Origin of the sequence: Actinomadura sp. CNU-125, from assembly GCF_001942465.1 — a bacterium.
Classification (GTDB): Bacteria; Actinomycetota; Actinomycetes; order Streptosporangiales; family Streptosporangiaceae; genus Spirillospora.
The window spans coordinates 62,348-86,916 of record NZ_MKJY01000444.1; the positions used below are offsets into that span (position 1 = coordinate 62,348).

The window sequence follows — 24,569 nt, forward strand, 5'->3', positions numbered from 1 at the left end:
GACGGGGCCAGCGTCCCGGAGCATTTCGCGCTCAGATCCGTGCACGTCGTCAACGCCGACGTGTCCGCGGGCACGCCCGGCCTCGACGTGCACGGTGACCGCCAGTACGCGGGCGGCCTGCTCAGCACATGTGCCTCGGGCTTGCCGCGCTCGCGGTGGGCATGGCGCAAGGCGCCTGGACGCCTACGAGGAGCTGCTCCGCGACCGGCAGACGTTCTTCCCACCGATCACCGGCCGGTCCGACAGCCCCGACTACCAGCTCTGGCACGGCGAGGCGATCGGGACGATCGCCACCGCGGAGGCCGCCGTGATGAACGTCGTCCAGCAGTGGCACGACACCGCCGGACGGGAAGGCGCCTTCACCGGGGACGCGGACCTGCGCCTCGCCGTGATCTGCGGCCAGGTCGTGTCGATGTGCTGGCGCGCGGTGGAGCACCGCCTCTTCCGCACGGTCGGCACGGGCTCCCTGCGGAACGGCGGCCGCATCGAGCGCATCTGGCGCGACCTGTCCATGGTGCACACCCACGCGGGCCCGGTCTTCCTGTCGTCCGCCGCGAGCCGGGAGCTGTCGAAGGCCCGGATGGGCGTGGACGCGGCGCCGATCGTGTGACGGACGGCATGGGCACGGCAGCCGGGATCGACCTCGTCGACCCGGACTCGTACGCGCGCGAGGGGCCCCCGTACGATCACTTCGCCCGGCTGCGCGAGCACTCCCCGGTTCACTGGCACGAGACGGGAGGCGGCGATGGGTGGCCCGGATTCTGGGCCGTCACGCGGCACCGCGACATCGCGCGGGTCTCGCGGGACACCCGCGTCTTCTCCTCGCACCGGCGCCTGGCCCTGTTCGACGAGCTTCCCGCGGAGGCGGCCCGCCGACAGCGACTGATGATGATCAACATGGACCCGCCGCGGCATACCGTGCAGCGCGCCCTCGTCGGCCGCATGTTCACCCCGCGGGCCGTCGACGGGCTGCGGGAGCGGATCGGCGAGATCTGCGCGGGCCTGCTCGATACGGCGGCGCGGCGGGGCGCGGCCGACTTCGTCCGCGACATCGCGGCGCCGCTCCCCGCGCGCGTGCTGTGCGAGCTGATCGGCGCGCCGCGCGACGAGCACGGCCTGTTGGCCGACATCATCGGCCGGCTCGCCGACGAGTCCGGGACCACCGGCGGCGGCCGGGCGGAGGGGGCGGCGGGCCCGGGCGCGTTCCGGCGGGACGCCGCCGCGCAGCTGTACGCCTATGCCGCCGACCTGGCCGAACGCCGCCGGGAGGAGCCGCGGGACGACATCGTGTCGCGACTGCTGGCCGCCGGCGAGCACGGCGAGGCACTGACCACGGACGCGTTCTTCATGATCGTGCTCATGCTGGCGATCGCGGGGACCGAGACGACCGCGCACGCGGCCGCGGGCGGATGCTCGCCTTCTTCGAGCATCCGCACCAGTGGCGGCGGCTGCTGGGCGACCGTGCCCTCCTTCCGGCCGCCGCGGAGGAGATCGTGCGGTGGACGAGCCCGGTGAACCTGTTCCGCAGGACCGCGACGTGCGCGACCGAGGTGGCGGGGCGGCGGATCGCCGAAGGGGACAAGGTCGTGCTCTTCTACAGCTCGGCCAACCGCGACGCCGACGTCTTCGCCGACCCGGCCGCCTTCGACATCGGGCGGGACCCCAACCCGCACCTCGGGTTCGGCGGGGGCGGCCCGCACTTCTGCCTGGGGCGGCGGCTCGCCCTGCTCCAGTTGCGGACACTGTTCGGGCAGCTCGCCGACCGTGCTCCCGGGATCGCCCCCGACGGACCGGCGCGCAGGCTCCGGTCGAGCTTCACGAACGGGATCGAGCGGCTGCCGGTCAGGTTCGGTTGAGCCAGGAAGGAGTGTCCAGGATCCGGACGACGGCGCCGGACAGCAGAACCCCCGGGCCGGTACCGAGCATCAGCAGGTGGTCACCGGGGTGCAGCCCGCCCGCGCTCAGCAAGTGGTCGAGGGCCAGGACCTGGTCGCTGGCGCCGCAGTGGCCGACCGTCGCGCCGAAGTCCCACGTCGATCTGGACATCGGAAGGCCGAGCGCCGCCATGCAGCGCTGCTCGACGATCTCCTTGGAGACGTTCATGAAGGCCACGCGGGTGACGTCCGCGATGGAAATGCCGGACTCGGCCAGTGCCGTGTCGACGACTTCCAGCGTTCTCCGCTGGATCTCGAGCAGCGCGGTGGTGCCGAGGGGCCGGTTCCGCGCTCGCCGCAGGTACTCGGCGTTGCGCGCCCCGAAGTCGAGGCCCCGCCCGAGCGTGATGCCCGGAGGGAACAGATCCTCGTCTCCGCGGTGCATCTCCTCCGCCGAGGAGACGGTGGCGGAGCACACGGAGAGCAGCTCGGCGAATCCGGGCTCCCTGGTGAGCAGCATCGCGGTCGCCGCGTCGCCGGCGATGTACCCGCGGCCCATGTCCCACCGGTTCACCAGCGGCGTGCCGTAATTGTCGGACGCCACCAAGAGGGCGGCGTTCCCTCCCGGCTCCGCCCGGAGGTGGGACGAGGCCAGCCGCATCGCGGTGAACATGCCGTTGCAGCCTTGGCGTATCTCGGTCGCGGGGACGCCGTCGCCCACCAGATGGCGCTGGAGATAGGAATGCGGCAGCCAGCCCTCGGGCCCCTGATGCCAGGTGGTGGCGTACAAGAGCAGGTCCAGGTCCGGGGCTTCGTGCCCGCAGCGCGCGAGTGCTTGCCCGGCCGCCCGGCGGGCCATTTCGGGAGCCGGTTCGCGGCCCGCGACGGCTACCGACGTGATGCCGTGCAGATCGAGTTCGTCGGCGTCATAAAGTCCCTGGGCAACGGCACTTTCGGTGCTCATTCTCTCGGGCAGGTGGATGCCGATGCCTTTGATGTGGGTGCCTGCTAGTCGCACTCGATGTTTCCCCGATGCTCCGGTGGGCATGGTGGGCGGCGGCCGCACCAACCCGATGTTGGACGTCGTGCGACTCGCCCGGCATCCTCGGGCGTGCTCTTCGCCGATTCGGTGGGAAAAATGATCGGCCTGTAATACCCTTGAGTCCATGAGAAAGCTAGCCGCAGGAATGTCAATCACCCTCGACGGCGTCGTGGACGGAGAGCCGGAGTGGGTCGGTCCGTATCACAGCCCGGAGTTCGGTGCGACGATCCGCTCGCTCATGACGGCCGGGGACACGATGCTGCTGGGCCGCAACACCTATGAGTACTTCGCCGGTGTCTTCGGCGGCCAGAGCGGCCCGGAGGCGGAGTATCTCACCAACGTTCCCAAATTCGTCGTCTCGCGCACGCTGAAGAGTGCGGACTGGAACAACTCCACGGTGATCGGCGCGAACCTCGCCGAGGAGGTCGCCGAGCTGAAGCGGCAGCCCGGCACGAAGATCAACGTGAGCGGCAGCATCACCCTGGTGCAGTGGCTGCTGGCGGAGGGGCTGCTGGACGAGCTCCACCTGCTCCTCTTCCCGGTCGCGGTGGGCAAGGGCCGCCGCCTGTTCGAGGGCCTGGCCGCCAAGACGGCCTTCGAACTCGCCGACACCGAGACCCTCCCGAACGGCGTCCAGCACATCACCTACAACCTGGCCTGACCGCGCTCCCCTCATCGTCGCCGTCCGCTCCCCCGCCCGGCCGCCGCGGCCGCTCCCAGCGCATTCCGAAAGATGCCCCCCGGCATTCCCGATGCGATCATAAAACCGGCGGCCAATCCTGATCCGCGACACGGGCGGGGGATCGATGAGACTTCAAGTTATTCTGAACGACACCCTGCAGGATTATATATCCGCCGTTTCGTTGCGTGAATCGGAACTCCTCCAGGAATTGCGGGAGAAGACTGCGGACACGCCTTTCGGGCTGATGCAGGTACCTCCAGAAGAGGGACAGTTCCTGAGCGTTCTGGCCATGGCCTCGGGTGCTCGGCGAACCCTGGAGATCGGGGTTTTCACGGGCTACAGCCTGCTGTCCACGGCATTGGCGATCCCGGAAGACGGCCTGGTGGTCGGCCTGGAGCAGAATGAAGAATGGGCCGATATGGCGTTCGACTTCTGTGAACGGGCGGGCGTCGCCCACAAGGTCGACCTGCGGATCGGTGACGCCCGGCGGTCGCTCGCCTCCCTCCTCGCGGAGCGAGGGGCGGCCGAATCCTTCGACCTCGTCTTCATCGACGCCAACAAAGAGGACTATCAGACGTACTTCGAAGGAGCCCTGGTGCTGTTGCGGAGGGGCGGGTTGATCGTGGTCGACAATGTCCTGTGGCACGGTGCCGTGGCGAACGCCACCGCGCGCGACTCGGAGACCCGAGCACTGCGCGAATTCAACGCGCGGCTGCACCGTGACGAGCGTGTCGCCATCAGCATGATTCCTTTCGCCGACGGAATGACGCTGGCCGTCAAGCGCTGACGGGAACCCGCCCGGCGGGCCCGGACGGGGTACCGCACGCCGCGCACGGCGCGGCGGACATCTACGACACGCCCAGGGGAGGCGGCAGCATGCGCGACTTCAGATTCAGCTGCAACATCTTCGCGATCCGGTCCGCGGACGGTTTCACCGAGTACTGCCGCGCCGCGGAGGAGCACGGCTACGACGCGATCTTCAGCTCCGACCACTTCGAGTCGCCCGCCCCGTTCTCACCGCTGGTCGCCGCCGCCGCGGCCACACGCCGCGCGCGGGTCGGCACCCTGGTCGTCAACATCGGCCTGTGGAACCCGCACGTGCTGGCCCGCGAGGTGGCCACCGCGGACCTGCTCACCGGCGGCCGGCTGGAGCTCGGCGTGGGCGTCGGTCACATGCGCTGGGAGTTCGACGAGGCCGGCCTCCCGTGGGGGCGGCTCGACGAGCGCGTCGACCGGCTCGAGAGCGCCCTGGACGAGCTAGAGAAGATCTTCGGTTCGGGGGGCTACCCCCAGGGCGAGCAGGTCCGGACGATGTTCGACTTCCCCGCGCTGGCCCCGCAGCAGCGACACGGACTGAACGGCACGGGCCCGCCGCTCATCGTCGGCGGGATGGGCGACCGGATGCTGGATCTGGCCGCGCGCAGGGCGGACACGGTGTCGCTGAGCGGGCTCGTCCCGCTCGCCGGAGAGCCCGGGGCCCTGCGGGTGGCGACGGCGGCGGAGGCCGACGAGCGGATCCGCTTCGTCCGGGAGCGGGCGGGCGGCCGGGCGGACGACATCGAGCTGCACCAACTCGTCCAGGCGGTCGTGGTGACCGACGACCGCGTCGGCACGGCGCACCGGATGGTCGAGCAGCAGATGCCGTTCTTCACCGCCGACGAACTGCTCGAGACGCCCTTCATGCTGATCGGGACCGTCGACGAGATCGCCGCCCGGATACGGGATAACGCCGACCGGTTCGGCTTCTCCTGCCTCACCGTGCTCGAACCGCACATGGAGGCGTTCGCGCCGGTCATCGGGCGCTTCCGGGGCGACACCTGATCGTCCCCGCCCCCCGAGCCGGGCGGCGGGCCCGGGGGGCGGGGACCGGCCCGCCGGTCCGGCCCGCCGGTCCGGCGGGCATGGACGTGCGGGCATGGACGTGCGCCCGAACGGGCTCCGGCTCCGTTCGGGCGCACGTCCTCGCGATCAGTCCAGTCCGCGCCCGTCACCGTCCCGAGGCGAATCCAGGAGGCGGCCCACCACGGCGGCGATGCTCCGCACGTCCTGGAAGTTCCGGTACTCGATCATCAGCGGCGGGACCCGGACGCCGTGGCGTTCCCGGATGTGGTTCAGCAGCATCGCCGTTTTCAGCGAGTCGAGCACACCCATCTCGAGGAGCGGGCTGGTTTCGCCGATCGGCCCGATCACGCCCGCGGGCAGCAGGTTCTCCTCGATGTATTCGATGAGGCCGGAGGCCACGTCGTGTTCGGGCATCGGTCGTCCTCCGCCGGTCTCGGTGGGCAGGGCGGGGTGTTCAGCGGGGCGTGACCGCCGTCGGCAGGGCACTGAACCCGTGCACGATGGCACGGCGCACGCGCTTCACGCCTTCGGAGTCGATCTCGTAGTCGGCGACGCGGCGGCGAGTTCGGAGAGGGTCGTCTTGGCCAGCCGCCGGGCGAGGAGGTGTCCGACGCAATGGTGAGGCCCGCCGCTGAAGCTGAGGATCGGCGCCGCGTCCCGGTTCAGGTCGTACCTGTCGGGGTCGGGGAAGACATCGGCGTCACGGTTTCCCGAGGCGATCAGCAGAAGCATCTGCGCCCCCTCGGGGATGGTCCGGCCGTACATCTCGACGTCCTCGGTGACGACGCGGATCGCGAGCTGAACGGACGAGTCGTACCGCAGCGTCTCGTTCACCCAGCCGGGGACGACCTCGCCGTCCAGGGCCGGCTTCCGCTGGTCGGGATGCCGCCACGCCCAGTACCAGGCGTTCCCGAGCATCTCGATCGTGGTCTCGGTGCCGGCTCCCCCGAGCAGATGGAGAAGGGCGACGACCTCGCGGTCCGTCATCCGCTTGCCTTCGACCTCGGCGGCGAGCACGTTCGACAGGAGGTCGTCGCAGGGCCGCCGCCGGCGTTCGGCGACCAGCCCGGTGTAGTAGGCGGTCAGGTCCTCGAAGGCCTGCATCTGCTCCGGGGTGATGAAGTCCGCCCCGTCCTCGCGGTGGATGGTGCCGTCCAGCATGCGCTGCATGTGCGGCCGGTCCTCCTCCGGGATCCCGACGACCATGGCCAGCGCGTCCAGCGGGATCTTCTTGAAGACGTCGGTCATGGCGTCGAACTCGCCTCGCTCGACCGCCTCGTCCACGTACCGCTTCGCCCGCTCCTCGATCTGCGGTTCCAGCGCCGTGACGGCCCGCTGGGTGAAGCTCCCCGAGATCAGCTTCCGGTAGACGGTGTGCCTGGGCGGGTCCATCGCGACCAGGGAATGCATGCCATCCGAATCCGGTTTCCAGAAATCCTTTTCCATCAGCGGCCCGTTGCGGTTGGAGAACCGGGTGAAGTCGCGCAGGCATTTCTCGATGTCGCGGTAACGGGAGAGCGCCCAGAAGTCCAAATCCTCGTTGTGGTAGAGCGGCGCCTCCTCCCGGAGGCGGGCGTAAACGGGATATGGATCGTCCTGAGTCCGGTACTCCAAGGGATTGAACACGAGGTCCATGTGGAACTCCGCTCGGTCAGGATCGGTGGCTTGCCCGGGGCCGGCCGTACCCTGGCCGCCGGCCTTTACAGATTCATGATTGCCAACCGAAAGCCGCGCGGCATCTCCCGAATTGCCTGCCGCTCCCCTCCCCGGGGCGGCCGGACCCGGACCGGCCGCCCCGGGGCGCCGGGGTCAGACCGGCCGCGGCGCGCCCTGGTCACGGAACGGAGGGCCGACGGCGCCGATCTCGTACATGTGGACGTCCGCCCTGAAGCCCTCCGGCTTCGGCGGCGGGTCCGCGACCGCCCGCCAGGCGTCGAGCTCCGCTTCGGTCTCCCAGCACTCGTACATGTTCACGCGATCCCTTTCGAGCGGGTCGGCCGACAGATAGAGGTCCACGCATCCCGGCATCGCCCGGGCCCGGGTTATCGCGTCGCGATGGTCGGCCACCCAGCGGTCTCGCACTTCCGCCGGCACGTACATTTTCCCGGCTATGATCACCATGCGTCGTCTCCCTGCTCTCTGTCCGACGGTGTCCCCCGCATCACATGTTCTCCGCATCATGCCCCGGCGCCGTTGTCCGCGTCCGCCGCGGAGAGCAGATCCGCCAGGTATTCGGCGATGGCGGCGACGGTCGGCCGGTTCCATAGCAGGGTGGTGGGCAGGCCGACCGCGAACCGCCTTTCCAAACGGCGCCGGATCACGACGGTCATGATGGAGTCGAGCCCCTGCTCGACCAGCGGGCGCCGGGAGTCCAGCTCCCGTACGGGCAGCCTCATCTCTCCGGCGACCTGAGCGGCGACGTCGTCCAGCAGCCGCGAGCGCAGCTCCTCCGGCGCCAGGTCCGCCCACCACTGCGCACCGCCCCCGTCGCCGGAGCCCACCGGGCCGGACCCGTCGGCCGGGCGCTCCGGATCCGGGTCGGCGGACGGCCCCAGTTCACGCAGCAGCGGCGGGCGCCGCCCGCCGCCGGACGGCGCGGCCAGGCCGAGCACCGCGTAGTGGGCGCCGCCCCGCGCGGCCGCGTAGTCCCACGCGGCGAACGCCTCGGCCGCCGAGACACGGGTCACGCCGCGTGCCTCCAGCTCCATGCCGACGATCTCGCCGGCGCCCATGCCCATGCCGCGCCACGACGTCCAGCCGAGGCTCATCGTCTCCCCGCCGCCCTCGGCACGGCGGTGCGCGGCGAGGGCGTCGAGGAAGGCGTTGGCGGCACCGTAACCGGCTTGGCCCGGGAGGCCGAGCAGGTGGCCGCAGGACGAGAACAGGACCAGGAAGTCCAGGCTGCCCGGGGGGAAAAGGCGGTGCAGAACCCATGCGCCCTCGACCTTGGGGCGCATGACCCTGCGCAGCGACTCCTCGTCCACGTCCATGACCGGCCGGTCGTCCAGGACCCCGGCGGCGTGCACCACCCCCCGGATCGGGGGCAGCCCGAGGGCGTCCGCCGCGAGGACGCGCGCGGCTCGCGGGGCATCGGCGATGTCGAGGGCCACCGTCCGCACCACCGCCCCGAGCGACTCCAGCGCACGGACGGCGTCGACGCGCGCGCGGGCCCGCTCACCGCCCCGTCCGTCCGGGGACTCGGCCGACGGGGCTCCCCGGCGGCCGGCCAGCACGATGTGGCGGGCGCCGCGCTCGGCGAGCCGTCGCGCCACCTCCAACCCCAGCGCTCCGAATCCTCCGGTGACGAGGTACGTCCCGTCCGGGCGGCATTCGACCGGCGCCCTCACCGGCGGCGCCGCCGGACGCACCAGCCGCGGCACGGTGGCCGTGCCGCCGCGGAGGGCGATCACGTCCTCGTCCGCCGGCGCGGACCGCAGGACACGCAGCAGGAGTTCCGCCGAGGCGCCGACGCGGTCCGCGGGAAGGTCGATCACACCGCCCCACAGTTCCGGGTGCTCGCCCGCGGCGACCCGGCCGGCGCCCCACAGCGGGGCGTGCGCCAGCCGGGACGGCGACGCGCTCTCGACGACGCCGGTCGTGACGCACCACAGCCTGGCCGGGAATTCCGCTCCCAAAGCGGTGAGCCGCCGGACGGTCTCGACGAGCAGCGACGTCGACCGGATCGCCGCGGCCGGGACGCCGTCCCCCGAAGCCGGGGCCAACAGCAGCACGTTCGCGGATTCGCCGCCTCCCGCCGGGACGCGGCCCAGGGCGGCCGGGTCCGGCAGGACCGTGCACGCGGCGCCGACCGCCGCCAGCCCCGCGCGAAGCTCCTCCGCCGCGTCGGGGTCGGGGTCGACGAGGAAAAGCCGTCCGGACGGGCGGCCGTCCTGAGCCTCCGGCAGCGGCAGCGGACGCCAGACCGTCTCACCGACCAGCTGCTCCGGGCTCCGGGCGATCCGGCCGCGGTCCGGTTCCGCGTACCGGACACCGACCAGCCGCGCGACCGTCCCGCCCGCCCGGTCGGCGATGCGGACGTGCACCGTGTCGCCCGCGGCCGGATCCGCACCTATCTCGATATCGGCATCCGCCGGCGGCGGCCCGCCTACGGAGACGCCTTCGACGTGCGCCACCATCCGCAGCACGGCCTCGCCCGGGAAGACGGTCGGTGCGATGGAGAACGCGGCGTCCAGAACCGGGGCCCAGGACGGCGGGGCGCCGGGCGGCGCCGCCGCCAGCACGCGGGCCCGGGTACGCCCGTCCACCCGCACCAGTTCCTTGATCGTCCAGTCGAAGGCCATGTCCGGGACGCCCACCGAGGCGAGGTACCGCCGCACCGACTCCGGATCCTGCGGCACCGCGCGGTCTGCGCTCGCGACGAACGGTTCCGGCGCCGCCGCGCCGAGACGGTCCGCGACGGCGGCGGTGGCGTGCGTGATCCATGCCCGGTCCCCGTCGTGGCCGTCGTCCAGTGCCCGGGAGGCCACCCGCAGGCCGCCCGCCTCGCGCAGCACCTGCACCTCCCGCCGTCCGGCGACGGTGAGCGGGAACCGCAGCGACACCCCGGTCAGGGGCGGCGGCCCGCCGTCCGACGCCGCCGCGAGGAGCACGTCGAGCAGTGCCGCGGCCGGGACGATCTCGACGCCGTCGATCGTGTGGCTGCCCGGATAGGGGCGTCGTTCGGCGTCCAGCACCGTCCGCCAGAGCCGCGGCGAGCCGCCGGCGATCTCGATCTCGGAACCGAGCAACGTGCGAGCGCCCCGTCGTCGGCCATGCCGTCGCCCTCGCTGTCGCCCGTGGTGCGGGGCGCGCCCGCCGGTGTGCTCTCCCGCCAGAGGCGACGGCGCCGCCAAGCGCCTCCGGGCAGATCGACGAGGCCGCCGCCGGGATGCAGAGCGGCCCAGTCGAGCGGCACCCCGTGGCAGTGCAGTGCCGCGGCCGCCGCCGCCAGCGCCGCGTCCGCCGACCGGCCCCGCCGCAGCGACGCCCCGACGAACGCGCCGGTGACGCCCCGCGCGGAAAGGGTCTCGTCGATCGAGTGGGCCACCACCGGATGCCCGGATATCTCCAGGAACGCTCGGTGACCGTCCTCCGCGGCCGCCTCGACGGCCGCCGCCAGCCGCACCGGGTCGCGCAGATTGGCCGCCCAGTAGACCCCGTCGCCCGTCACCGGCGCCCGCGGGTCGGACAGGGTCGTGGAATACATGGGGATCTCCGGCGGCGCGGCGGCCAGGTCCGCCGCCGCGGCGGCGAGCTCGCCCAGCAGCGGCTCCATGTGCGCGCTGTGGAAGGCGACGTCCGAGGCCACCCGGTGGACGACGACGCCCTCCTCCCGCCACCGCGCGACCAGCTCCCCGACCGCGGCGGCGTCCCCCGACACGACCGTGGACGACGGGGAGGGCACGATCGCCGCCACCACGTCGTCGCGCCCGGCGAGCCGCTCCCGCACCCGGTCGAACGGCAGGACGGCGAGCGCCATCGCCCCCCGGCCCGCCGCACGGCGCAGCAGCCGCGATCGGCGGCAGATCAACCGGGCGCCGTCCTCCGGCGTCAGCACTCTGCACGTGACCGCGGCGGCGACCTCCCCCACCGAGTGGCCGATCACCGCGTCGGGGGCCACCCCCCATGACCGCCACAGCCCGGCCAGCCCCAGTTGCACCGCGAAGATCATGGCCTGCACCTGGTCGACCGCGACGAGGTCACGGCCGTCCAGGAGCCGCCGAGGCGAGACGCCGAGCTCCGCGCGGTAGACCGGCTCCAGCGAGTCGAGCACGGACGCGAAGGCGGGCTCCGCCTCCAGCAGCTCACGGCCCATGCCGTCCCACTGCGACCCGTGACCGGAGAAGACCCAGACCAGACCGGGCGGACCGTCCGGGGCGGAGCCGACGAACGTCTCGGGGCCCTCCTCACCGCGGGCGACCCGCCGCAGGCCGGTCGCCAGCTCGCGCGCGTCGCCCGCCACGACGACGGCGCGGTGCCGCAGATGGGATCGCCGCCGCGCCAGGGTGTGCCCGACCGATGTCATCGGAACGCCGCCCTCCCATCGCGAAATCCGGTCCGCGAGGCGTTCGCAGTGCTGCCGCAGGGCCGCGGGCGACGCCGCCGACACCGGGACCGGGCGGGCGGCCGTGGTCGGCCTGCCCTGTTCCGACTCCCCGAGCGGGCGCTCTTCGGACGAGTCCTTCTCCGGTGGCGCCTCCTCCAGCACGACGTGGGCGACGGTTCCGCCGTAGCCGAACGCGGACACCCCCGCCCGGCGGCATCGCCCGCCGCGCGTCCAAGGCGTGCGCTCGGTGACGACCCGCAGCCCCGCCGCGTCCCAGTCGACGGCCGGGTTCGGTTCCGTGACGTTGAGGCTCGGCGGAATCTCGTCACGGCCGAGGGCGAGGACGGCCTTGATGACGCCCGCGATGCCGGCGGCCGCCTCCAGATGCCCGATGTTGGGCTTGACGGAGCCGACCAGGCAGGGACGGTCCGGCGGCCGCCCCGCCCCGTAGACCGCGCCGATCGCCGCGGCCTCCAGCGGGTCACCGAGCCGGGTGCCGGTGCCGTGCGCCTCGACGTAGTCCACCGTCTCCGGCGCGACCCCCGCCTGCAGGCAGGCGCGTTCGATCACGCCGCTGCGCCTCCCCGCTCGGCGACATGATGCCGTCCGTGCGGCCGTCCTGGTTGACCGCGCTGCCGCGGACGACCGCGAGAACCCGGTCGCCGTCCCGCCGGGCGGCGGTGAGCGTCTTGAGCACAAGGACGCCGCAGCCCTCGCCGCGTCCGTACCCGTCGGCGGACGCGGCGAAGGACTTCGAGCGCCCGTCCGGGGCCAGCGCGCCCGCCGCGTCCAGCGAGACGGTCTGCCCCGGTGAGACGATCAGGTTGACGCCCGCGGCGATCGCCAGCGGGGCCTCGCCCGCGCGCAGGCTCTGGCAGGCCAGGTGCAGCGCGACCAGCGACGCCGAGCACGCGGTGTCGACGGCGAGGCTGGGCCCGCGCAGATCCAGCACGTGGGACACGCGGTTCGCGGCGGCGCACAGCGCCGCGCCGATGCCGGTCCACGCCTCGATGCGGGGCAGATCCTCGAGCATGCGCCGGCCGTAGTCGTCCGAACCGATTCCGACGAACACGCCGGTCTCGCCGCCCCCGAGGCTCAGCGGAGGGACACCGGCGTGCTCCAGCGCCTCCCATGCCACCTCCAGCAGCAGCCGCTGCTGGGGGTCCATGAACTCGGCCTCGCGCGGGGATATGCCGAAGGAACCGGCGTCGAAGTTCTCGATCCCGTCGAGGAAACCGCCCCAGGGCGTGGCGCGGTGCAGCGCCGCGGCGAACTCCGCGCCGCGGTCCGCGTAGCCGCTCCACCGGTCCGGCGGAACCCGGGTGATGCCGTCGCGGCCGTTCTTCAGCAGATCCCAGAACGCGTCCGGGGAATCGGCGCCTCCGGCGAACCGGCAGCCGACTCCGATCACGGCCACGGGTTCCGCGCCGCGCCCCGGCGCCCGCACGGACGGAGCCGCATCGACCATCGGGTCTCCCACGTCGTACGGGACCGCGTCAGACGGCCGAGTCCGGGGTGGTGACCACGCGCCTGAGCAACCGCTCGAATCGCTCGACCAGACCGGCGGGGCCGGACTGGTCGAACTCGTTGCGGTCGTAGCGCACGCAGCCGAAGATCTCACCGGACGGGTCGATCTCCATGGTCCACAGCGCACCGTCCGGGATGTCCGACCCGGTGGACTGGAAGAGCACCCTGCGGCGCAGCTCGGTGTACTCCACACTTCCCATCCGGCCGCCGTTGGGCCCGTTCTGGAACGCCTGGAAGGCGCACACCGCGACGCCGTCGTCCCCGAACGTCTCCATCAGCTCGGGCGCCTCCGCCAGGATGTGGGCGAACGGAATCTCGTGGGTCTGCGCTTCGATGCACGTCGCGCGGGTGCGGGCCAGCACGTCCCGGACGGTCTCGCATCCCGTGAGGTCGGTCCGCAGGGGGACGAAGTTGAAGAACGGGCCGACCGTGTCGTCGAACCGGGGATGACCGCGGCCGAACGTGATCGTCGGGATGACGATGTCGGCGTCCCCGGTCGTGTCGCGCAGAAGCAGGTTGTAGGCGGCCAGCAGCACCATGAACGGCGACGAGCGGCCGTTGCGCGCCGCGGTCAGGAGGGCGCTGGTCAGCTCGGCGTCGAACACGAAGCGGTGCACCGCGAAGACGGGCGTCGCGTCCTCCGGCCGCCGCCGTCCGACCGGCACCCCGAGCATCCGCGCCCCGTGGAGCTTCGCGCGCCAGTACTCGCGGGCCGCCGCCAGCGACTCCTCGCCGAGGTCCGCCTTCTGCCATGCCGAGTACTCGCGGTACTGGGCGACGTCGGCCGGGGCGGCGCCCCGCCCCGCGCGCGCCGAGTACGCGGTGACCAGGTCTCGCATGATCAGCTGCATCGACCACCCGTCGATGGCCACATGGTGGGCCTGGAGGGCCAGCACCGCGTCGCGCTCGTCGAACCGTCCGAGCACGGCTCTCATGTGGGGGATCTCCCGTGAGCCGAACTCGGTGTCCTCCAGCCCGTTGAGGAACTCCTCCGCCGCCCGCTCGCGGGACGCGGTGCCGTCTCCGGGAGGTCCCGGACCAGCAGCGCCGGGCTGCTCGGCGGCTGGATCTCCTGGCGCCAGGAGTCACCGTCCTGGTACATCAGGGTGCGCAACGACTCGTGGCGCGCCACGACGTCGTCGAGAGCGCCGCGCAGCAGCCCGAGGTCGAGCTCGCCGTGCAGGCGCAGCCCCCTGACGACGTGGTACCTCGGCCCGAACGAACCGGTGTCCCCGCCACTGCTGAACATGGTCAGGAACTCCTGCGTGAAGGAGAGCGGGACGTCCGAAAGGCCGCTCCGCGTCTCCGTCGCCTGGGCGTCGCTCATGGTGATCATGCCTCCGTGTGAAGTTCCGTGGGTTTGCGGCGCGGCCTCAGCCGCTCGCGGCCATGCGGGCCGCGAGCGAGCGCGGCCTGATGTCGGTCCAGTTCGCGCGCACGTACTCCAGGCAGGCCACGCGGGTGCCGGGGCCGTGCACGAGGTGCCAGCCCGCCGGAGGCACGCCGGCCTCCGGCGTCACGCCGGTCGGCCAGAGCGAGTGCTGGCCCTCGTCGTTGGCGAGCACGAGGAACGAGCCTTCCTCGTCGTCGAACGGATTCATCGGCATAGTCCTCGGTCGGTGCGGATCACGCGGAATCGCCCGTGTGCGCCGCCACGAGCATTTCCAGCCGCCGGGCCAGCAGGGCCGGAGTCGGGTTGTCGTAAAGGTCGGAGACGTCGGGCCGGGTGCCGAGTTCCTGCTCGATCCGCATCGTCAGCCGGATGGCCTGCATCGACTGGCCGGACAGTTCGAAGAAACTGTCGTCGATGCCCACGGACGGCACGTCCAGGACGCTCTGGAAGATCGAGCAGAGGGCCTGCTCGGTCGCGTTGCGCGGTCGGCGCGCCGCGGGTCGCCGATCGGGGTCGGGAACCGGGAGCGCGTCCCGGTCCAGCTTCCCGTTGAGAGTCAGGGGCAGGGCGTCCAGGACCGTGTACGACGACGGGAGGGCGTAGTCCGGTAGGAGGCCGATCATGTGGGACTCCAGAGCCGCGACGTCCACTCCCGCCGACTCCGGGACGACGTACGCGGCGAGCCGCTTCTCGCCGTCCCGGGCGCCGTGCGCCGCGACGGCGACGTGCGCCAGGCCGGGGAAACCGGCCAGCGCCGCCTCCACCTCGGCCGGCTCGACCCGGAATCCTCGGATCTTCACCTGCTGGTCGGCGCGTCCGACGAAGTCGACGAGGCCGTCCGGGGTCCAGCGAGCGAGGTCGCCGGTGCGGAACATCCGCTCTCCGGGGCCGCCGAACAGGTCGGGGACGAACCGTTCCGCCGTCAGGTCCGGACGGCCGAGATACCCGCGAGCCACGCCCAGTCCAGCCATGTACAGCTCGCCGATCGCACCCTCCCGGACCGGCCGCAGCCGCTCGTCCAGGATGTAGGCCCGCATCCCGTGCATGGGACGGCCGATCGGCACGCTGGTCCCGGCGCGGAAGGGGGCGATCATCGGCGAGTGCGTGGCGAACAGAGTGGTCTCCGTCTGCCCGTACATCGCCCGGACGACGATGCCGGGGCACGCCTCGAACACACGCGCACGGCGCCGGGCGAGATCACGTCTCCGCCGGTCATCACCTCCCGCAAGGGGGCTAGCACCGCCGGATTCTCCTCCGCGACGACCCGGAACAGCCCGGCGGTCAGGTGCACGACCGTGACCGCCTCCTCCACGATCAGGCGGTGCAGGACCGCCATGTCGAGATCTCCCGGCGGGGCCGCGACGATCAGGCCGCCGCGCAGGAGCGGGACCCACAACTCGTAGGTGGACATGCCGAAGGCGTACGGCGCGACCATGAGGACGCGCTCGTGGGCCCCGCCGTCCCAGCACGGGTCGAGCGCGAGACCGAGGGCATCGCGGTGGGTGACCGCGATGCCTTTGGGCTCGCCCGTGGAACCCGACGTGTACATGACGTAGGCCAGATTCGCCGCCGACGTCTCGACCATCGGGTCGGGCACCGGTGACGGCGGGGCCGGCTCGTCGGCGTCCACCAGAACGACCCGGCACGTCTCCGGCAGAGCGCCGCGCGCCCGCGTGTGCTCGTCGACGAGCAGCAGCGGGCTGCCGACCTGGTCCGCGATGCGCCGATGCCGGTCGGGCGGATGCGCCGTGTGCATCGGCACGTAGAAGCTCCCGGTCTTCAGCACGGCGAGCGTCGCGACGACGAGTTCGGCGGAGCGCTCCATCAGTACCGCGACCGGGATTTCCGGCCCCGCGCCCAGTTCGAGCAGCCGGTGCGCGAGCCGGTTCGCCCGGTCGTCCAGTTCCCGGTAGGTGTATCTGTTCTCGCCGGAGACCACCGCGGTCGCGTCGGGAGCCCGAGCCACCCGGTCCGCGAAAAGCCGCTGAATGGAACTCGTCGAGGACATCAGATCTCCCATCGGTGTCGCAGAGCACCCGGAGGTGCGTTCCGCAGGACGGCAGCCGGGAATCCAGAATGCATCGCGTTCGGGCGGCGGCCATCTCTTCGGTTGCTGAACCGACTCGTCGCGATCCGACGGCCCTGCCGAATCCGCATGGCGGAAGATGCGGCCGCCGGGCATGGTGACCACGCTTATTCCGTATAACGCGGAACGTGCGTCGACGAGGAACTGGAACATTCATGAGCGGGTACCCAGTAGAACCCATGTACAGCACATCTTCGAAGGACGGCACATTCATCGCCTACGACAAGGTCGGAGAAGGGCCGCCACTGATCCTGGTCGAGGGGGCGCTCAACGACCTTTCCACCACTCTTCCGCTCGCGGCCCAGCTCAAGAACGATTTCACGGTGTACGCCTATGACCGGCGCGGTCGTGGAGCGAGCGGGAACACCGATCCCTACTCCGTCGAGCGGGAACTCGAGGACCTCGACGGCGTCATCGCGGCGGCCGGCGGTTCGGCACTGGTGTTCGGGAACTGCTCGGGCGGGGTACTGGCCCTGCAGGCGGTCGCGGCGGGTCTCGATATCGCCGGGCTGGCGATGTTCGAACCGCCGTACATCGTGCCCGGCACACGTTACCGCCCGCCGGATTACGGTGAGCGGCTCGCCGCCCTGCTCGCTTCCGGCCGGAAGGAGGACGCGGTCGAATTCTTCATGCGATTCGACGCCGTGCTCCCCGACGAGCAGATCTCGATGGTGCGCGGCTCGCCGATGTGGCCGGCGCTCGCCGATCTCGCCCCCTCGCTCGACAATGACGCGGCCGTGCTCGGCGACAGCGTCATGCCCCCCGCCGACTGGATCGCCTCGATCAAGGTGCCGACCCTGGTCGTGGACGGCGGGAACAGCAACTCCTGGGCGAGGGAGTCGGTTCGCGTCCTCGCCGAGTCCCTGCCGGGAGGCCGGCGCGTCACCCTCGAAGGTCACGACCACGTCCTGGCGCCGGAGGCGCTGGCGCCCGTCATGAAGGAGTTCTTCGCCGCCCTGCCGGCTCCGGCCGGGGAATGAACGAGCAGCCGACTCCGGGACCGCCCGTCGGCCAGCAGGCGGGCGGCCCCGGTTCCATGGCCGTGTACCGGTCCATGGTGCCCGTTCGCTGTGCCCGGGACCGGTGAGGTGCCTGGACGAGGGCCGGGACGCGTCCCGTCGAGCGGCGGGACGCGTCCCGGCGGCCGCTTCCTACGAGAACTCGTACTCGTCGTGGTAGTGGACCCAGTCGTGTTTCCAGGCGAGTCCCTCCTCCTGCCGGCCGAGGGGCGTCAGGTCGAGGTAGTGGTAGGTCCCGTTGAGCATCTCGCCGCCGTACTCCAGCGTCGAGTAGGTGTGGTAGACGCTTTCGCCGTCGCGCGCGAAGACGCTGATCCCCGGCATCATCACCTTGCCGTCCGGAGAGGTGAAATGCAGATCGCTGTAAAAGTCGGTTCCGGCGGAGGAGACGAAGGGGAGCGTCCAGCCCATTCGTTCCTTGTGGGCGAGGATATCGTCCAGGGGTACCGGGCAGTCCACAACCACAGAGGTGTCGCGCGCGTGGAAGTGCGCGAGATGGCCGATGTTGTCGATCCAGAACGAGCAGGACACGCAGAACTTCCCGCCCGTCATGGACGGAAGCATGAAGTGGTAGACGATGAGCTGTTTCCTGCCGTCGAACAGGTCGAGGAGCGTCCGCTCGCCGTCCGGTGCCTGGAAGACGTACTCGCGGTCCATCTTGACCCACGGAAGTTCACGTCGCTCCGCGCTCAGCGAGTCCCGCACGCGGAGGAGTTCTTCCTCCTTCGCGTAATGCTCCAGGCGGCTTTCAGCCATTCCTCTCGTGTCACCGCTTCCGGTGGGCGCAAGGCGACCTCCAAGGGGGTGTTCGGGGACCGCCGGACGGGCGGCCCACGGGCCGGTGCCCGTGCGGTAATCCCACATCAAGGGTAGTTCCGGCCGCATGCGGCGTCTTGTTCTAGATTGCCTCGCCCGGGAACGGGCGGCCGCGTGGTGCCGCAAAATTCCCGAAGCGCTGTTCAAGTGACTGAAAAATACTATCGAGCAAATGAGAAGAAGTTCACGGAAAAGGGTCGAATATATGCTGCGGCCGTCGGCTCGCCGGTACCACGGTCACCGGAGCACGCCGGTCCGCGCACCACCACCGGAAGAGGGATCCATGCCCGAGAGCACGCACTCCACCCGCCCGATGACCGGTGACGAGTACATCGAGAGCCTGCGCGACGACCGGGAGATCTACCTGTACGGCGACCGGGTCGGGAACGTCACCGCGCACCCGGCCTTCCGCAATCCCGCCCGCATGGTCGCCCGCCTTTACGACGCCCTGCACGACCCGGCGAAGCGCGAGGTGCTCACCGCGCCCACCGACACCGGCGGAGCCGGCTACACGCACCGCTTCTTCACCACTCCGCGCAGCGCCGAGGACCTGGTGGCCGCCCAGCGGGCCATCGCCGAGTGGTCCCGGATGAGCTACGGCTGGATGGGGCGCAGCCCCGACTACAAGGCGTCGTTCCTCGGCACGCTCGGAGCGAACGCCGACTTCTACGAGCCGTTCTCCGACAACGCCCGCCGCTGGTACAAGGAGTCTCAGGAGAAGGTCCTTTTCTGGAACCATGCGCTCGTCCACCCGCCGGTCGACCGCAACCGGCCCCCGGAAGAGGTGGCGGACGTCTACGTGCACGTGGAGCGGGAGACCGACGCGGGGGTCGTCGTCAGCGGCGCGAAGGTCGTTGCGACCGGGTCGGCGCTCACCCACTACAACTTCATCGCCTCCTGGGGGCTGCCCGTCAAGGAGAAGCGGTTCGCGCTGGTGGCCACCGTGCCGATGGACGCGCCGGGGATGAAGCTGATCTGCCGCCCTTCGTACAGCGCCGCCGCGGCGGTGACGGGAAGCCCGTTCGACTATCCGCTGTCGTCCCGGCTGGACGAGAACGACAGCATCCTGATCCTGGACGAGGTGCTCGTCCCCTGGGAGAACGTCTTCGTCTACGGTGACATCGGCAAGGCCCAGATGTTCACCGGGTACTCCGGGTTCAACGAGCGTGCCATGTTCCAGGGATGCACGCGGCTCGCGGTGAAGCTGGAGTTCATCGCCGGGCTGGTGGCGAGGGCGCTGGAACTGGCCGGCACGATCGACTTCCGCGGCGTGCAGACGCGGCTCGGCGAGATCCTGGCCTGGCGCAACCTGTTCTGGGCGCTGTCGGACGCGGCCGCGCGCAACCCGATCGAGTGGCGCAACGGGGCCGTCCTGCCCAACCCCCAGTACGGCATGGCCTATCGCTGGTTCATGCAGATCGGCTACCCGCGGGTCAGGGAGATCGTGCTGCAGGACGTCGCGAGCGGTCTCATCTACGTCAACTCCAGCGGCGCCGACTTCCGGAACCCCGCCATCCGTCCCTACCTCGACCGGTTCCTGCGCGGATCCGACGGCAGCGACGCGGTGGAGCGGGTCAAACTCATGAAGCTGCTGTGGGACGCGGTCGGCACCGAGTTCGGCGGCCGGCACGAACTCTACGAGCGCAACTACTCCGGCAACCACGAGAACACCCGGGTCGAGCTCATGGTGTCGCAGATGGTCTCGGGCCAGGTCGAGGCGTACAAGGACTTCGTCGCCGAGTGCATGGCCGAGTACGACCTCGACGGCTGGACGGTCCCCGACCTCGGCTCCTTCGGGGACCTGCCCAACCTGCGCGACCTCGGCCTCTAGCGCTATTTGCGGCCGACGACGAGGGTGTGGCCGAACCCGAGGTTCTCGTGACGCTCGGAGGCGTCGAAACCGGCGGCGAGCACGGTGCGCTCCATGTCGGCGGCGGAGTAGATCATGCCCTCGCCGGAGGCCAGGCTGAGGAAGTACGGCGACAGGAGCCCCGCGCGCAGCGGCCCGGTGCCGGCGCGTCGGAAACGAAGTTGTAGACCAGGCACACGCCGCCGTCGGTCAGCGCGTCCCGGCACTTGCGCAGGAGGGCGGCGTTGCGCTCCAGGGACCAGATCTCGAAGATGTGGAAGTACATGATCGCGTCGGCCCCGGAGGGCAGCGGGTCGTGGAACAGGTCACCGGGGTGGAAGTGCACCCGGTCCTCCACGCCGGTGCCCGCGACCCGTTCCCGCACGATCCGTTCGAGGCTCGCGTGGTCGTAGACGGTCACGTGGAGGTCCGGGAACCGGCGCGCGAGTTCCAGCGCGCTGGTCCCGTCTCCCCCGCCGAGATCGATGACGTGCCGCACCTTGGTGAAGTCGTAGCCGTTGAGGACGTTGTCGAAGACGGCCGCCGAGACCTCGCCCATGTTCGTGTAGAAGACCTCCTGCAGCTCCGGGTGCCCGGACAGCCGCTCGTACAGCGTCGTCCCGGTGCCGCTCAGGGAGCGCAGGCCGACGTTGGTGTTCCTTCGTAGCGACTCGCCGAGGTCGGTCAGGCCGGCGTTCATGACCCGTCCCTGGAGCCGGACGAAGGAACCGAGGTACCTGGTGCCGGAACGCAGCAGTCGGCGCCTGGTCATCTCGGTGTTGACGTACCGGGAGTCCCGCTTCTCAAGGAGGGACAGTGACGTCAGGCCCAGCAGCAGGATGCGGGCGGGCTGCTCCTCGATCCCCAGCGCGGCGGCCGCTCCCGGCACGTCCAGGCCGTCCGCCTCCTCCACGCGCTCGAACAGTTCCAGTTCCAGACCCGTGTGCAGCAACTCGAACGCGGTCGTGCCGAAACTCAGCAGGCGCAGGTAATCGGCTTCTCTCAGGGTGACGTCGCCGCTGCCGGTCATCCACTTCTCCTCTGCCGATCAGGCGGGTGCCCTGACCAGGGCACGTCTTCGCACAGCCGAGCATCGTTCGCGTCCTCCGTGTCCCGCATCTCGCCGAATGCTCGGTAGGGCCCTGACAGCACTACCGGAGTTGCCGCCGCGATCGCGCCGATGTGACGGTCGAATCGCGCGCCGCGCCGGCTGGGTGGGCCGGACCGCTCGACCGCCCCCGTCGCGACGGTCGTGGCGGACCTGGCGGTCCCCGGGCGCGGCGTCCGCGCCTCCGTTGAAGCCGACGCACCGGACGGACCGGTTCTCGGTGCCGCCCATACCTGGAGATGTGACACGTGATGACGGTGGACACGATGACGGCGGACAAGGACCCCTTCGCGAACGTGGCCGTGGACCATGTCAGGTTCTTCGTCGGCGACCTGGTGGCGGCCAGGGAACGGCTTGCCGCGGGTTACGGCTTCGAAGTGCTCTCCGCGTCGGCCAAGACCGAGGCGCGCTCGGCGCTGCTCGGCCAGGGCTCGATCCGGCTGTCGCTCGTCCAGCCGCTGGCGGACGACCATCCCGGAGCGCCTACCTGGACGAGCACGGCGACGGGGCGGCCGACATCGCGCTGCGGGTCGCCGACGCCGCGGCCGCCTACGACCTGGCCGTCCGGCGCGGCGCTCGCCCCGTCTCGCCCCCCGTGACGCGGGCCGGGACCACGACCGCGACGATCATGGGCTTCGGGGACGTGACGCACACGTTCGTGCAGCGGTCCGGAGGCCGGCCCACGCCGGTGCCGCCGGCCCGTTCCGGTGCGGGCCCCGGCCTGACGGCGCTCGATCACGTCGCGGTGTGCCTCGAGGCGGGTGCGCTGGGGCCGACCGTCGAGATGTACCGGGCCGTTCTGGGCTTCGACCTGGTCTTCGAGGAGCGCATCTCGATCGGGGCCCAGGCGATGGAGTCCAAGGTCGTGCAGAGCGGCAACGGCGCCGTCACGCTGACGCTGCTGGAGCCCGACGTTTCCCTCGAGCCGGGGCAGATCGACGAGTTCCTCAAGCAGCACGGCGGGTCGGGCGTGCAGCACCTCGCCTTCAGCGCCGCCGACATCGTGCACGCCGTGGCGACGATCGCCTCCCGCGGGGTGGAATTCCTGCCGACGCCGGGCGCGTACTACGACCGGCTGCCGGAGCGGCTGCGCCTCTCCCGGCACACGATCGACGAGCTGCGGCGGCTGAACGTCCTCGCCGACCAGGACCACGACGGGCAGCTCTACCAGATCTTCGCCCGGTCCGTTCACCCGCGGAGCACCTTCTTCTTCGAGCTCATCGAGCGGTTCGGTGCCCGTACCTTCGGCGGCGGCAACATCAAGGCGCTGTACGAGGCGATCGAAGTGCAGCGGACCGCCGGCGACCGCCTGTAGCGGTGGACGGCAGGACGGCACGGCGCATGACGGGAGATGCCCCCGGCGGAGCCGTGACGGACGCTGGACGCGGCACAGACGGCCGCGAGATTCCGACGACCAGCGGGGAGCCCAGATGACCGTTCCTAGCCAGGTGGCCTCCGGCCCGGCCAATGACGTCCAGGCCCTGCGGCGCCTGAACGAGATGGCCGACTACATCGTGCCGTTCACCCTGCGCGCCGTGTGCGACCTGCGGATAGCCGACCATCTGGCGGACGGCCCGCGGACGATCGACGAACTGGCCGAGCTGACCGGCACGCACGCCCCGTCCCTGTACCGCGCGATGCGGGTGCTCGCCACCAAGGACGTCTTCACCGAGACCGGCCCGGGGGTGTTCGGGATGACGCCGCTGGCCGAGCCGCTGCGCGGGGACCACCCCCAGTCCCTGCGCGACGCCTATCCGCTGCTGGCCCCGGACGTCCGGGCATGGGCCCTGCTCGCCCACAGCCTCCGTACCGGGGAACCGGCCTTCGACGAGGCGAACGGCAAGGGCGCATGGGAGTACTTCGCCGAGCATCCCGAGGAGAGCGCGCGCTTCGACGCTTCCCAACGCGCGGTCACCCGCCGGGAGATCAGGGCGCTCATCCCCGCATACGACTGGGCCTCCCTCGGCAGCGTCGTCGACGTCGGCGGCGGCAACGGGGCGTTCGCGGCGGCGATCCTCGCCGCGCATCCGGGGCTGGCCGGCACGGTGTTCGACCAGCCGCACGTGGTGGCGGGGGCGGACCCGGTCCTCACCGAGCACGGGGTGGCGGGCCGTTGCGCGGTGGTGGGCGGCGACTACCGGCGCTCGGTGCCCGAGGGCGCGGGCGGTTACGTCCTCAAACGCGTCATGTACAGCATGGACGACGAGCAGGCGGTGGCCGTCCTGCGGCTGGTGCGGGCCGCGATGCGCCCGGACGGCCGCGTGCTCGTCATCGAGCCGGTCGTGGTCCCCGGCAACGACTTCGACTGGGGGAAGCTGTACGACCTGCTGCTGCTGACCATGAGCGGAGGCGGCGGGCGGACCCGCGAGCAGATCGAGCGGGTGCTCGGCGCCGCGGATCTGGAACTGGTGCGCGTCATCTCGACCAAGAGCCTGCCCATCATCGAGGCCCGGCCGATCCAGTGAGGAGATCCCATGCAGAACCTGGTGTCCAAGGACGGGACCGTTCTGGCGTACGACCGACAAGGGGAGGGGCCGCCGCTCATCGTGATGGGCGGCGCCCTGAACGACAGGCAGATCACCGCGCCGGTCGCCGAGGCGCTGGCCCGCCGGTTCACCGTGTACAACTACGACCGCCGAGGGCGGGGAGCCAGCGGCATCACGCTGCCGTACCGGATCGACGATGAGGTCGACGACCTCGATGCGCTGATCGCCGAAGCCGGCGGTTCCGCGATGCTGTTCGCCAACTGCACCGGCGGCATGCTCGCACTGGAGGCCGTGGCGCGGGGATCGGCCGTCACGAAGCTCGCCCTGTACGAGCCGCCGTACATCGTCGGGGAGAACCCGCTCCGGCTGAACGAGGAGTTCCGGACGGAACTGGCCGACCATCTGGACAACGACCGCCCGGGCGACGCCGTCGCCCACTTCCTCACCCGGACGGTCGGGCTGCCGCCCGAGGTTCTGGTGAAGTTCCAGCAGTCCCCGATGTGGGGGGCGCTGATCGGCATGGCCCCGTCGCTGCGCTACGACGTGGAGATCGCGCGCGACAACTCGATTCCCGTGCAGGACCTGTTGGACCGGATCGCCCTGCCCACGCTGGCCGTCCGCGGCCTGGCCAGCCCGCAGTGGCAGGTCGACTCGGTCAAGGTGCTGGCGGACGCGCTGCCCAACGCCCGCTGTCACTCCCTGGAGGGGCAGAACCACAACCTGGACGCCGAGGTGGTCGGCCCGCTGCTCGAAGAGTTCTTCGCGGACTGAGCCGTCCGGCCCGGGCGAGGGCGCGAGC

General features: G+C 71.2%; 25 protein-coding genes and 1 pseudogene. 12 read left to right on the forward strand and 14 right to left on the reverse strand.

Going from position 1 to position 24,569, the window contains the following annotated elements; translation table 11 throughout:
- The first annotated feature begins 94 nt into the window (after positions 1 to 94).
- From BJF79_RS63430 to BJF79_RS63435, 3 genes are read left to right on the forward strand one after another with little or no spacing between them, the layout of a single operon-like run.
- Complete coding sequence (locus tag BJF79_RS63430; protein ID WP_262403113.1) at positions 95 to 610, forward strand: hypothetical protein; 516 nt, start codon at positions 95 to 97, stop codon at positions 608 to 610.
- 8 nt (positions 611 to 618) lie between these two features.
- On the forward strand, positions 619 to 1,515 hold the full coding sequence (locus BJF79_RS36930) for a hypothetical protein (RefSeq protein WP_262403114.1): 897 nt from the start codon (positions 619 to 621) through the stop codon (positions 1,513 to 1,515).
- A complete protein-coding gene (locus BJF79_RS63435; protein WP_262403115.1) occupies positions 1,494 to 1,856 on the forward strand; it encodes a cytochrome P450 in 363 nt (120 codons plus the stop codon). Before BJF79_RS36930 ends, BJF79_RS63435 begins: the two co-directional genes overlap by 22 nt.
- Here BJF79_RS63435 and BJF79_RS36935 read toward each other — a convergent pair.
- A complete protein-coding gene (locus tag BJF79_RS36935; RefSeq protein WP_262403116.1) occupies positions 1,843 to 2,838 on the reverse strand; it encodes a ketoacyl-ACP synthase III family protein in 996 nt (331 codons plus the stop codon). The two genes, BJF79_RS63435 and BJF79_RS36935, sit on opposite strands and share 14 nt — an antisense overlap.
- A 202-nt stretch (positions 2,839 to 3,040) precedes the next feature.
- Between BJF79_RS36935 and BJF79_RS36940 the strand changes: the two genes are divergently transcribed.
- The 3 genes from BJF79_RS36940 (at position 3,041) to BJF79_RS36950 (ending at position 5,419) form a co-directional block, all read left to right on the forward strand.
- On the forward strand, positions 3,041 to 3,577 hold the full coding sequence (locus BJF79_RS36940) for a dihydrofolate reductase family protein (RefSeq protein WP_075904383.1): 537 nt from the start codon (positions 3,041 to 3,043) through the stop codon (positions 3,575 to 3,577).
- A 145-nt stretch (positions 3,578 to 3,722) separates the two neighbouring features.
- The gene (locus BJF79_RS36945) at positions 3,723 to 4,385 is read left to right on the forward strand and encodes a class I SAM-dependent methyltransferase (RefSeq protein WP_075904385.1); all 663 of its coding nucleotides are present in this window, start codon (positions 3,723 to 3,725) and stop codon (positions 4,383 to 4,385) included.
- Between the two features lie 89 nt (positions 4,386 to 4,474).
- Positions 4,475 to 5,419, forward strand: a complete 945-nt coding sequence (locus BJF79_RS36950; protein WP_075904387.1) for a TIGR03621 family F420-dependent LLM class oxidoreductase — start codon at positions 4,475 to 4,477, stop codon at positions 5,417 to 5,419.
- Positions 5,420 to 5,566: 147 nt separating this feature from the next.
- On the opposite strand, the gene BJF79_RS36955 is transcribed toward BJF79_RS36950, so the two are convergent.
- From BJF79_RS36955 to BJF79_RS63465, 11 genes and pseudogenes are all read right to left on the reverse strand, one after another.
- Positions 5,567 to 5,854, reverse strand: coding sequence for an acyl carrier protein (locus BJF79_RS36955; RefSeq protein WP_075904389.1), 288 nt, complete (start codon positions 5,852 to 5,854; stop codon positions 5,567 to 5,569).
- 105 nt (positions 5,855 to 5,959) lie between these two features.
- The gene (locus BJF79_RS36960) at positions 5,960 to 7,075 is read right to left on the reverse strand and encodes a cytochrome P450 (protein WP_262403117.1); all 1,116 of its coding nucleotides are present in this window, start codon (positions 7,073 to 7,075) and stop codon (positions 5,960 to 5,962) included.
- 174 nt (positions 7,076 to 7,249) lie between these two features.
- Complete coding sequence (locus BJF79_RS36965) at positions 7,250 to 7,705, reverse strand: antibiotic biosynthesis monooxygenase family protein (protein ID WP_316043516.1); 456 nt, start codon at positions 7,703 to 7,705, stop codon at positions 7,250 to 7,252.
- A complete protein-coding gene (locus BJF79_RS63440) occupies positions 7,618 to 10,188 on the reverse strand; it encodes a type I polyketide synthase (protein ID WP_262403118.1) in 2,571 nt (856 codons plus the stop codon). The genes BJF79_RS36965 and BJF79_RS63440 overlap by 88 nt, the downstream gene beginning before the upstream one ends.
- Positions 10,189 to 10,415: 227 nt before the next feature.
- Positions 10,416 to 12,056 (reverse strand): annotated as a pseudogene (locus tag BJF79_RS63445) (acyltransferase domain-containing protein); the annotation flags it as partial.
- Complete coding sequence (locus BJF79_RS63450) at positions 11,968 to 12,903, reverse strand: polyketide synthase (protein ID WP_262403119.1); 936 nt, start codon at positions 12,901 to 12,903, stop codon at positions 11,968 to 11,970. The gene BJF79_RS63450 and the pseudogene BJF79_RS63445, both read right to left, overlap by 89 nt.
- Positions 12,904 to 12,982: 79 nt before the next feature.
- Entirely contained in the window at positions 12,983 to 13,987 is a 1,005-nt protein-coding gene (locus BJF79_RS36975; RefSeq protein WP_262403131.1) for a condensation domain-containing protein, read from the reverse strand.
- Positions 13,945 to 14,349 carry a hypothetical protein gene (locus tag BJF79_RS63455; RefSeq protein WP_262403120.1) on the reverse strand — a complete coding sequence of 135 codons (405 nt, stop codon included), beginning with the start codon at positions 14,347 to 14,349 and terminating at the stop codon, positions 13,945 to 13,947. Before BJF79_RS63455 ends, BJF79_RS36975 begins: the two co-directional genes overlap by 43 nt.
- A 37-nt stretch (positions 14,350 to 14,386) precedes the next feature.
- On the reverse strand, positions 14,387 to 14,614 hold the full coding sequence (locus BJF79_RS36980) for an MbtH family protein (protein ID WP_316043517.1): 228 nt from the start codon (positions 14,612 to 14,614) through the stop codon (positions 14,387 to 14,389).
- A gap of 25 nt (positions 14,615 to 14,639) precedes the next feature.
- On the reverse strand, positions 14,640 to 15,545 hold the full coding sequence (locus BJF79_RS63460; protein WP_262403121.1) for a non-ribosomal peptide synthetase: 906 nt from the start codon (positions 15,543 to 15,545) through the stop codon (positions 14,640 to 14,642).
- The gene (locus BJF79_RS63465; RefSeq protein WP_262403122.1) at positions 15,497 to 16,372 is read right to left on the reverse strand and encodes an AMP-binding protein; all 876 of its coding nucleotides are present in this window, start codon (positions 16,370 to 16,372) and stop codon (positions 15,497 to 15,499) included. Before BJF79_RS63465 ends, BJF79_RS63460 begins: the two co-directional genes overlap by 49 nt.
- Before the next feature lie 299 nt (positions 16,373 to 16,671).
- Here BJF79_RS63465 and BJF79_RS36990 point away from each other — a divergent pair, with 299 nt between their 5' ends.
- On the forward strand, positions 16,672 to 17,472 hold the full coding sequence (locus tag BJF79_RS36990; protein WP_075904396.1) for an alpha/beta fold hydrolase: 801 nt from the start codon (positions 16,672 to 16,674) through the stop codon (positions 17,470 to 17,472).
- Positions 17,473 to 17,643: 171 nt separating this feature from the next.
- On the opposite strand, the gene BJF79_RS36995 is transcribed toward BJF79_RS36990, so the two are convergent.
- Complete coding sequence (locus BJF79_RS36995; protein ID WP_262403123.1) at positions 17,644 to 18,267, reverse strand: DUF899 domain-containing protein; 624 nt, start codon at positions 18,265 to 18,267, stop codon at positions 17,644 to 17,646.
- Between the two features lie 343 nt (positions 18,268 to 18,610).
- Here BJF79_RS36995 and BJF79_RS37000 point away from each other — a divergent pair, with 343 nt between their 5' ends.
- Complete coding sequence (locus BJF79_RS37000; RefSeq protein WP_158079408.1) at positions 18,611 to 20,158, forward strand: 4-hydroxyphenylacetate 3-hydroxylase family protein; 1,548 nt, start codon at positions 18,611 to 18,613, stop codon at positions 20,156 to 20,158.
- Between the two features lie 112 nt (positions 20,159 to 20,270).
- On the opposite strand, the gene BJF79_RS37005 is transcribed toward BJF79_RS37000, so the two are convergent.
- Positions 20,271 to 21,206, reverse strand: a complete 936-nt coding sequence (locus BJF79_RS37005) for a methyltransferase (protein ID WP_262403124.1) — start codon at positions 21,204 to 21,206, stop codon at positions 20,271 to 20,273.
- A gap of 329 nt (positions 21,207 to 21,535) precedes the next feature.
- Here BJF79_RS37005 and BJF79_RS63470 point away from each other — a divergent pair, with 329 nt between their 5' ends.
- From BJF79_RS63470 to BJF79_RS37020, 4 genes are all read left to right on the forward strand, one after another.
- On the forward strand, positions 21,536 to 21,883 hold the full coding sequence (locus BJF79_RS63470) for a hypothetical protein (protein ID WP_262403134.1): 348 nt from the start codon (positions 21,536 to 21,538) through the stop codon (positions 21,881 to 21,883).
- Positions 21,808 to 22,599, forward strand: coding sequence for a VOC family protein (locus tag BJF79_RS37010; RefSeq protein WP_262403132.1), 792 nt, complete (start codon positions 21,808 to 21,810; stop codon positions 22,597 to 22,599). Before BJF79_RS63470 ends, BJF79_RS37010 begins: the two co-directional genes overlap by 76 nt.
- 115 nt (positions 22,600 to 22,714) lie before the next feature.
- Positions 22,715 to 23,749 (forward strand): methyltransferase, encoded by a 1,035-nt coding sequence (locus tag BJF79_RS37015; RefSeq protein WP_075904398.1) that lies wholly within the window; start codon positions 22,715 to 22,717, stop codon positions 23,747 to 23,749.
- 9 nt (positions 23,750 to 23,758) lie between these two features.
- Positions 23,759 to 24,541 (forward strand): alpha/beta fold hydrolase, encoded by a 783-nt coding sequence (locus tag BJF79_RS37020; RefSeq protein WP_075904400.1) that lies wholly within the window; start codon positions 23,759 to 23,761, stop codon positions 24,539 to 24,541.
- Positions 24,542 to 24,569 lie beyond the last annotated feature (28 nt).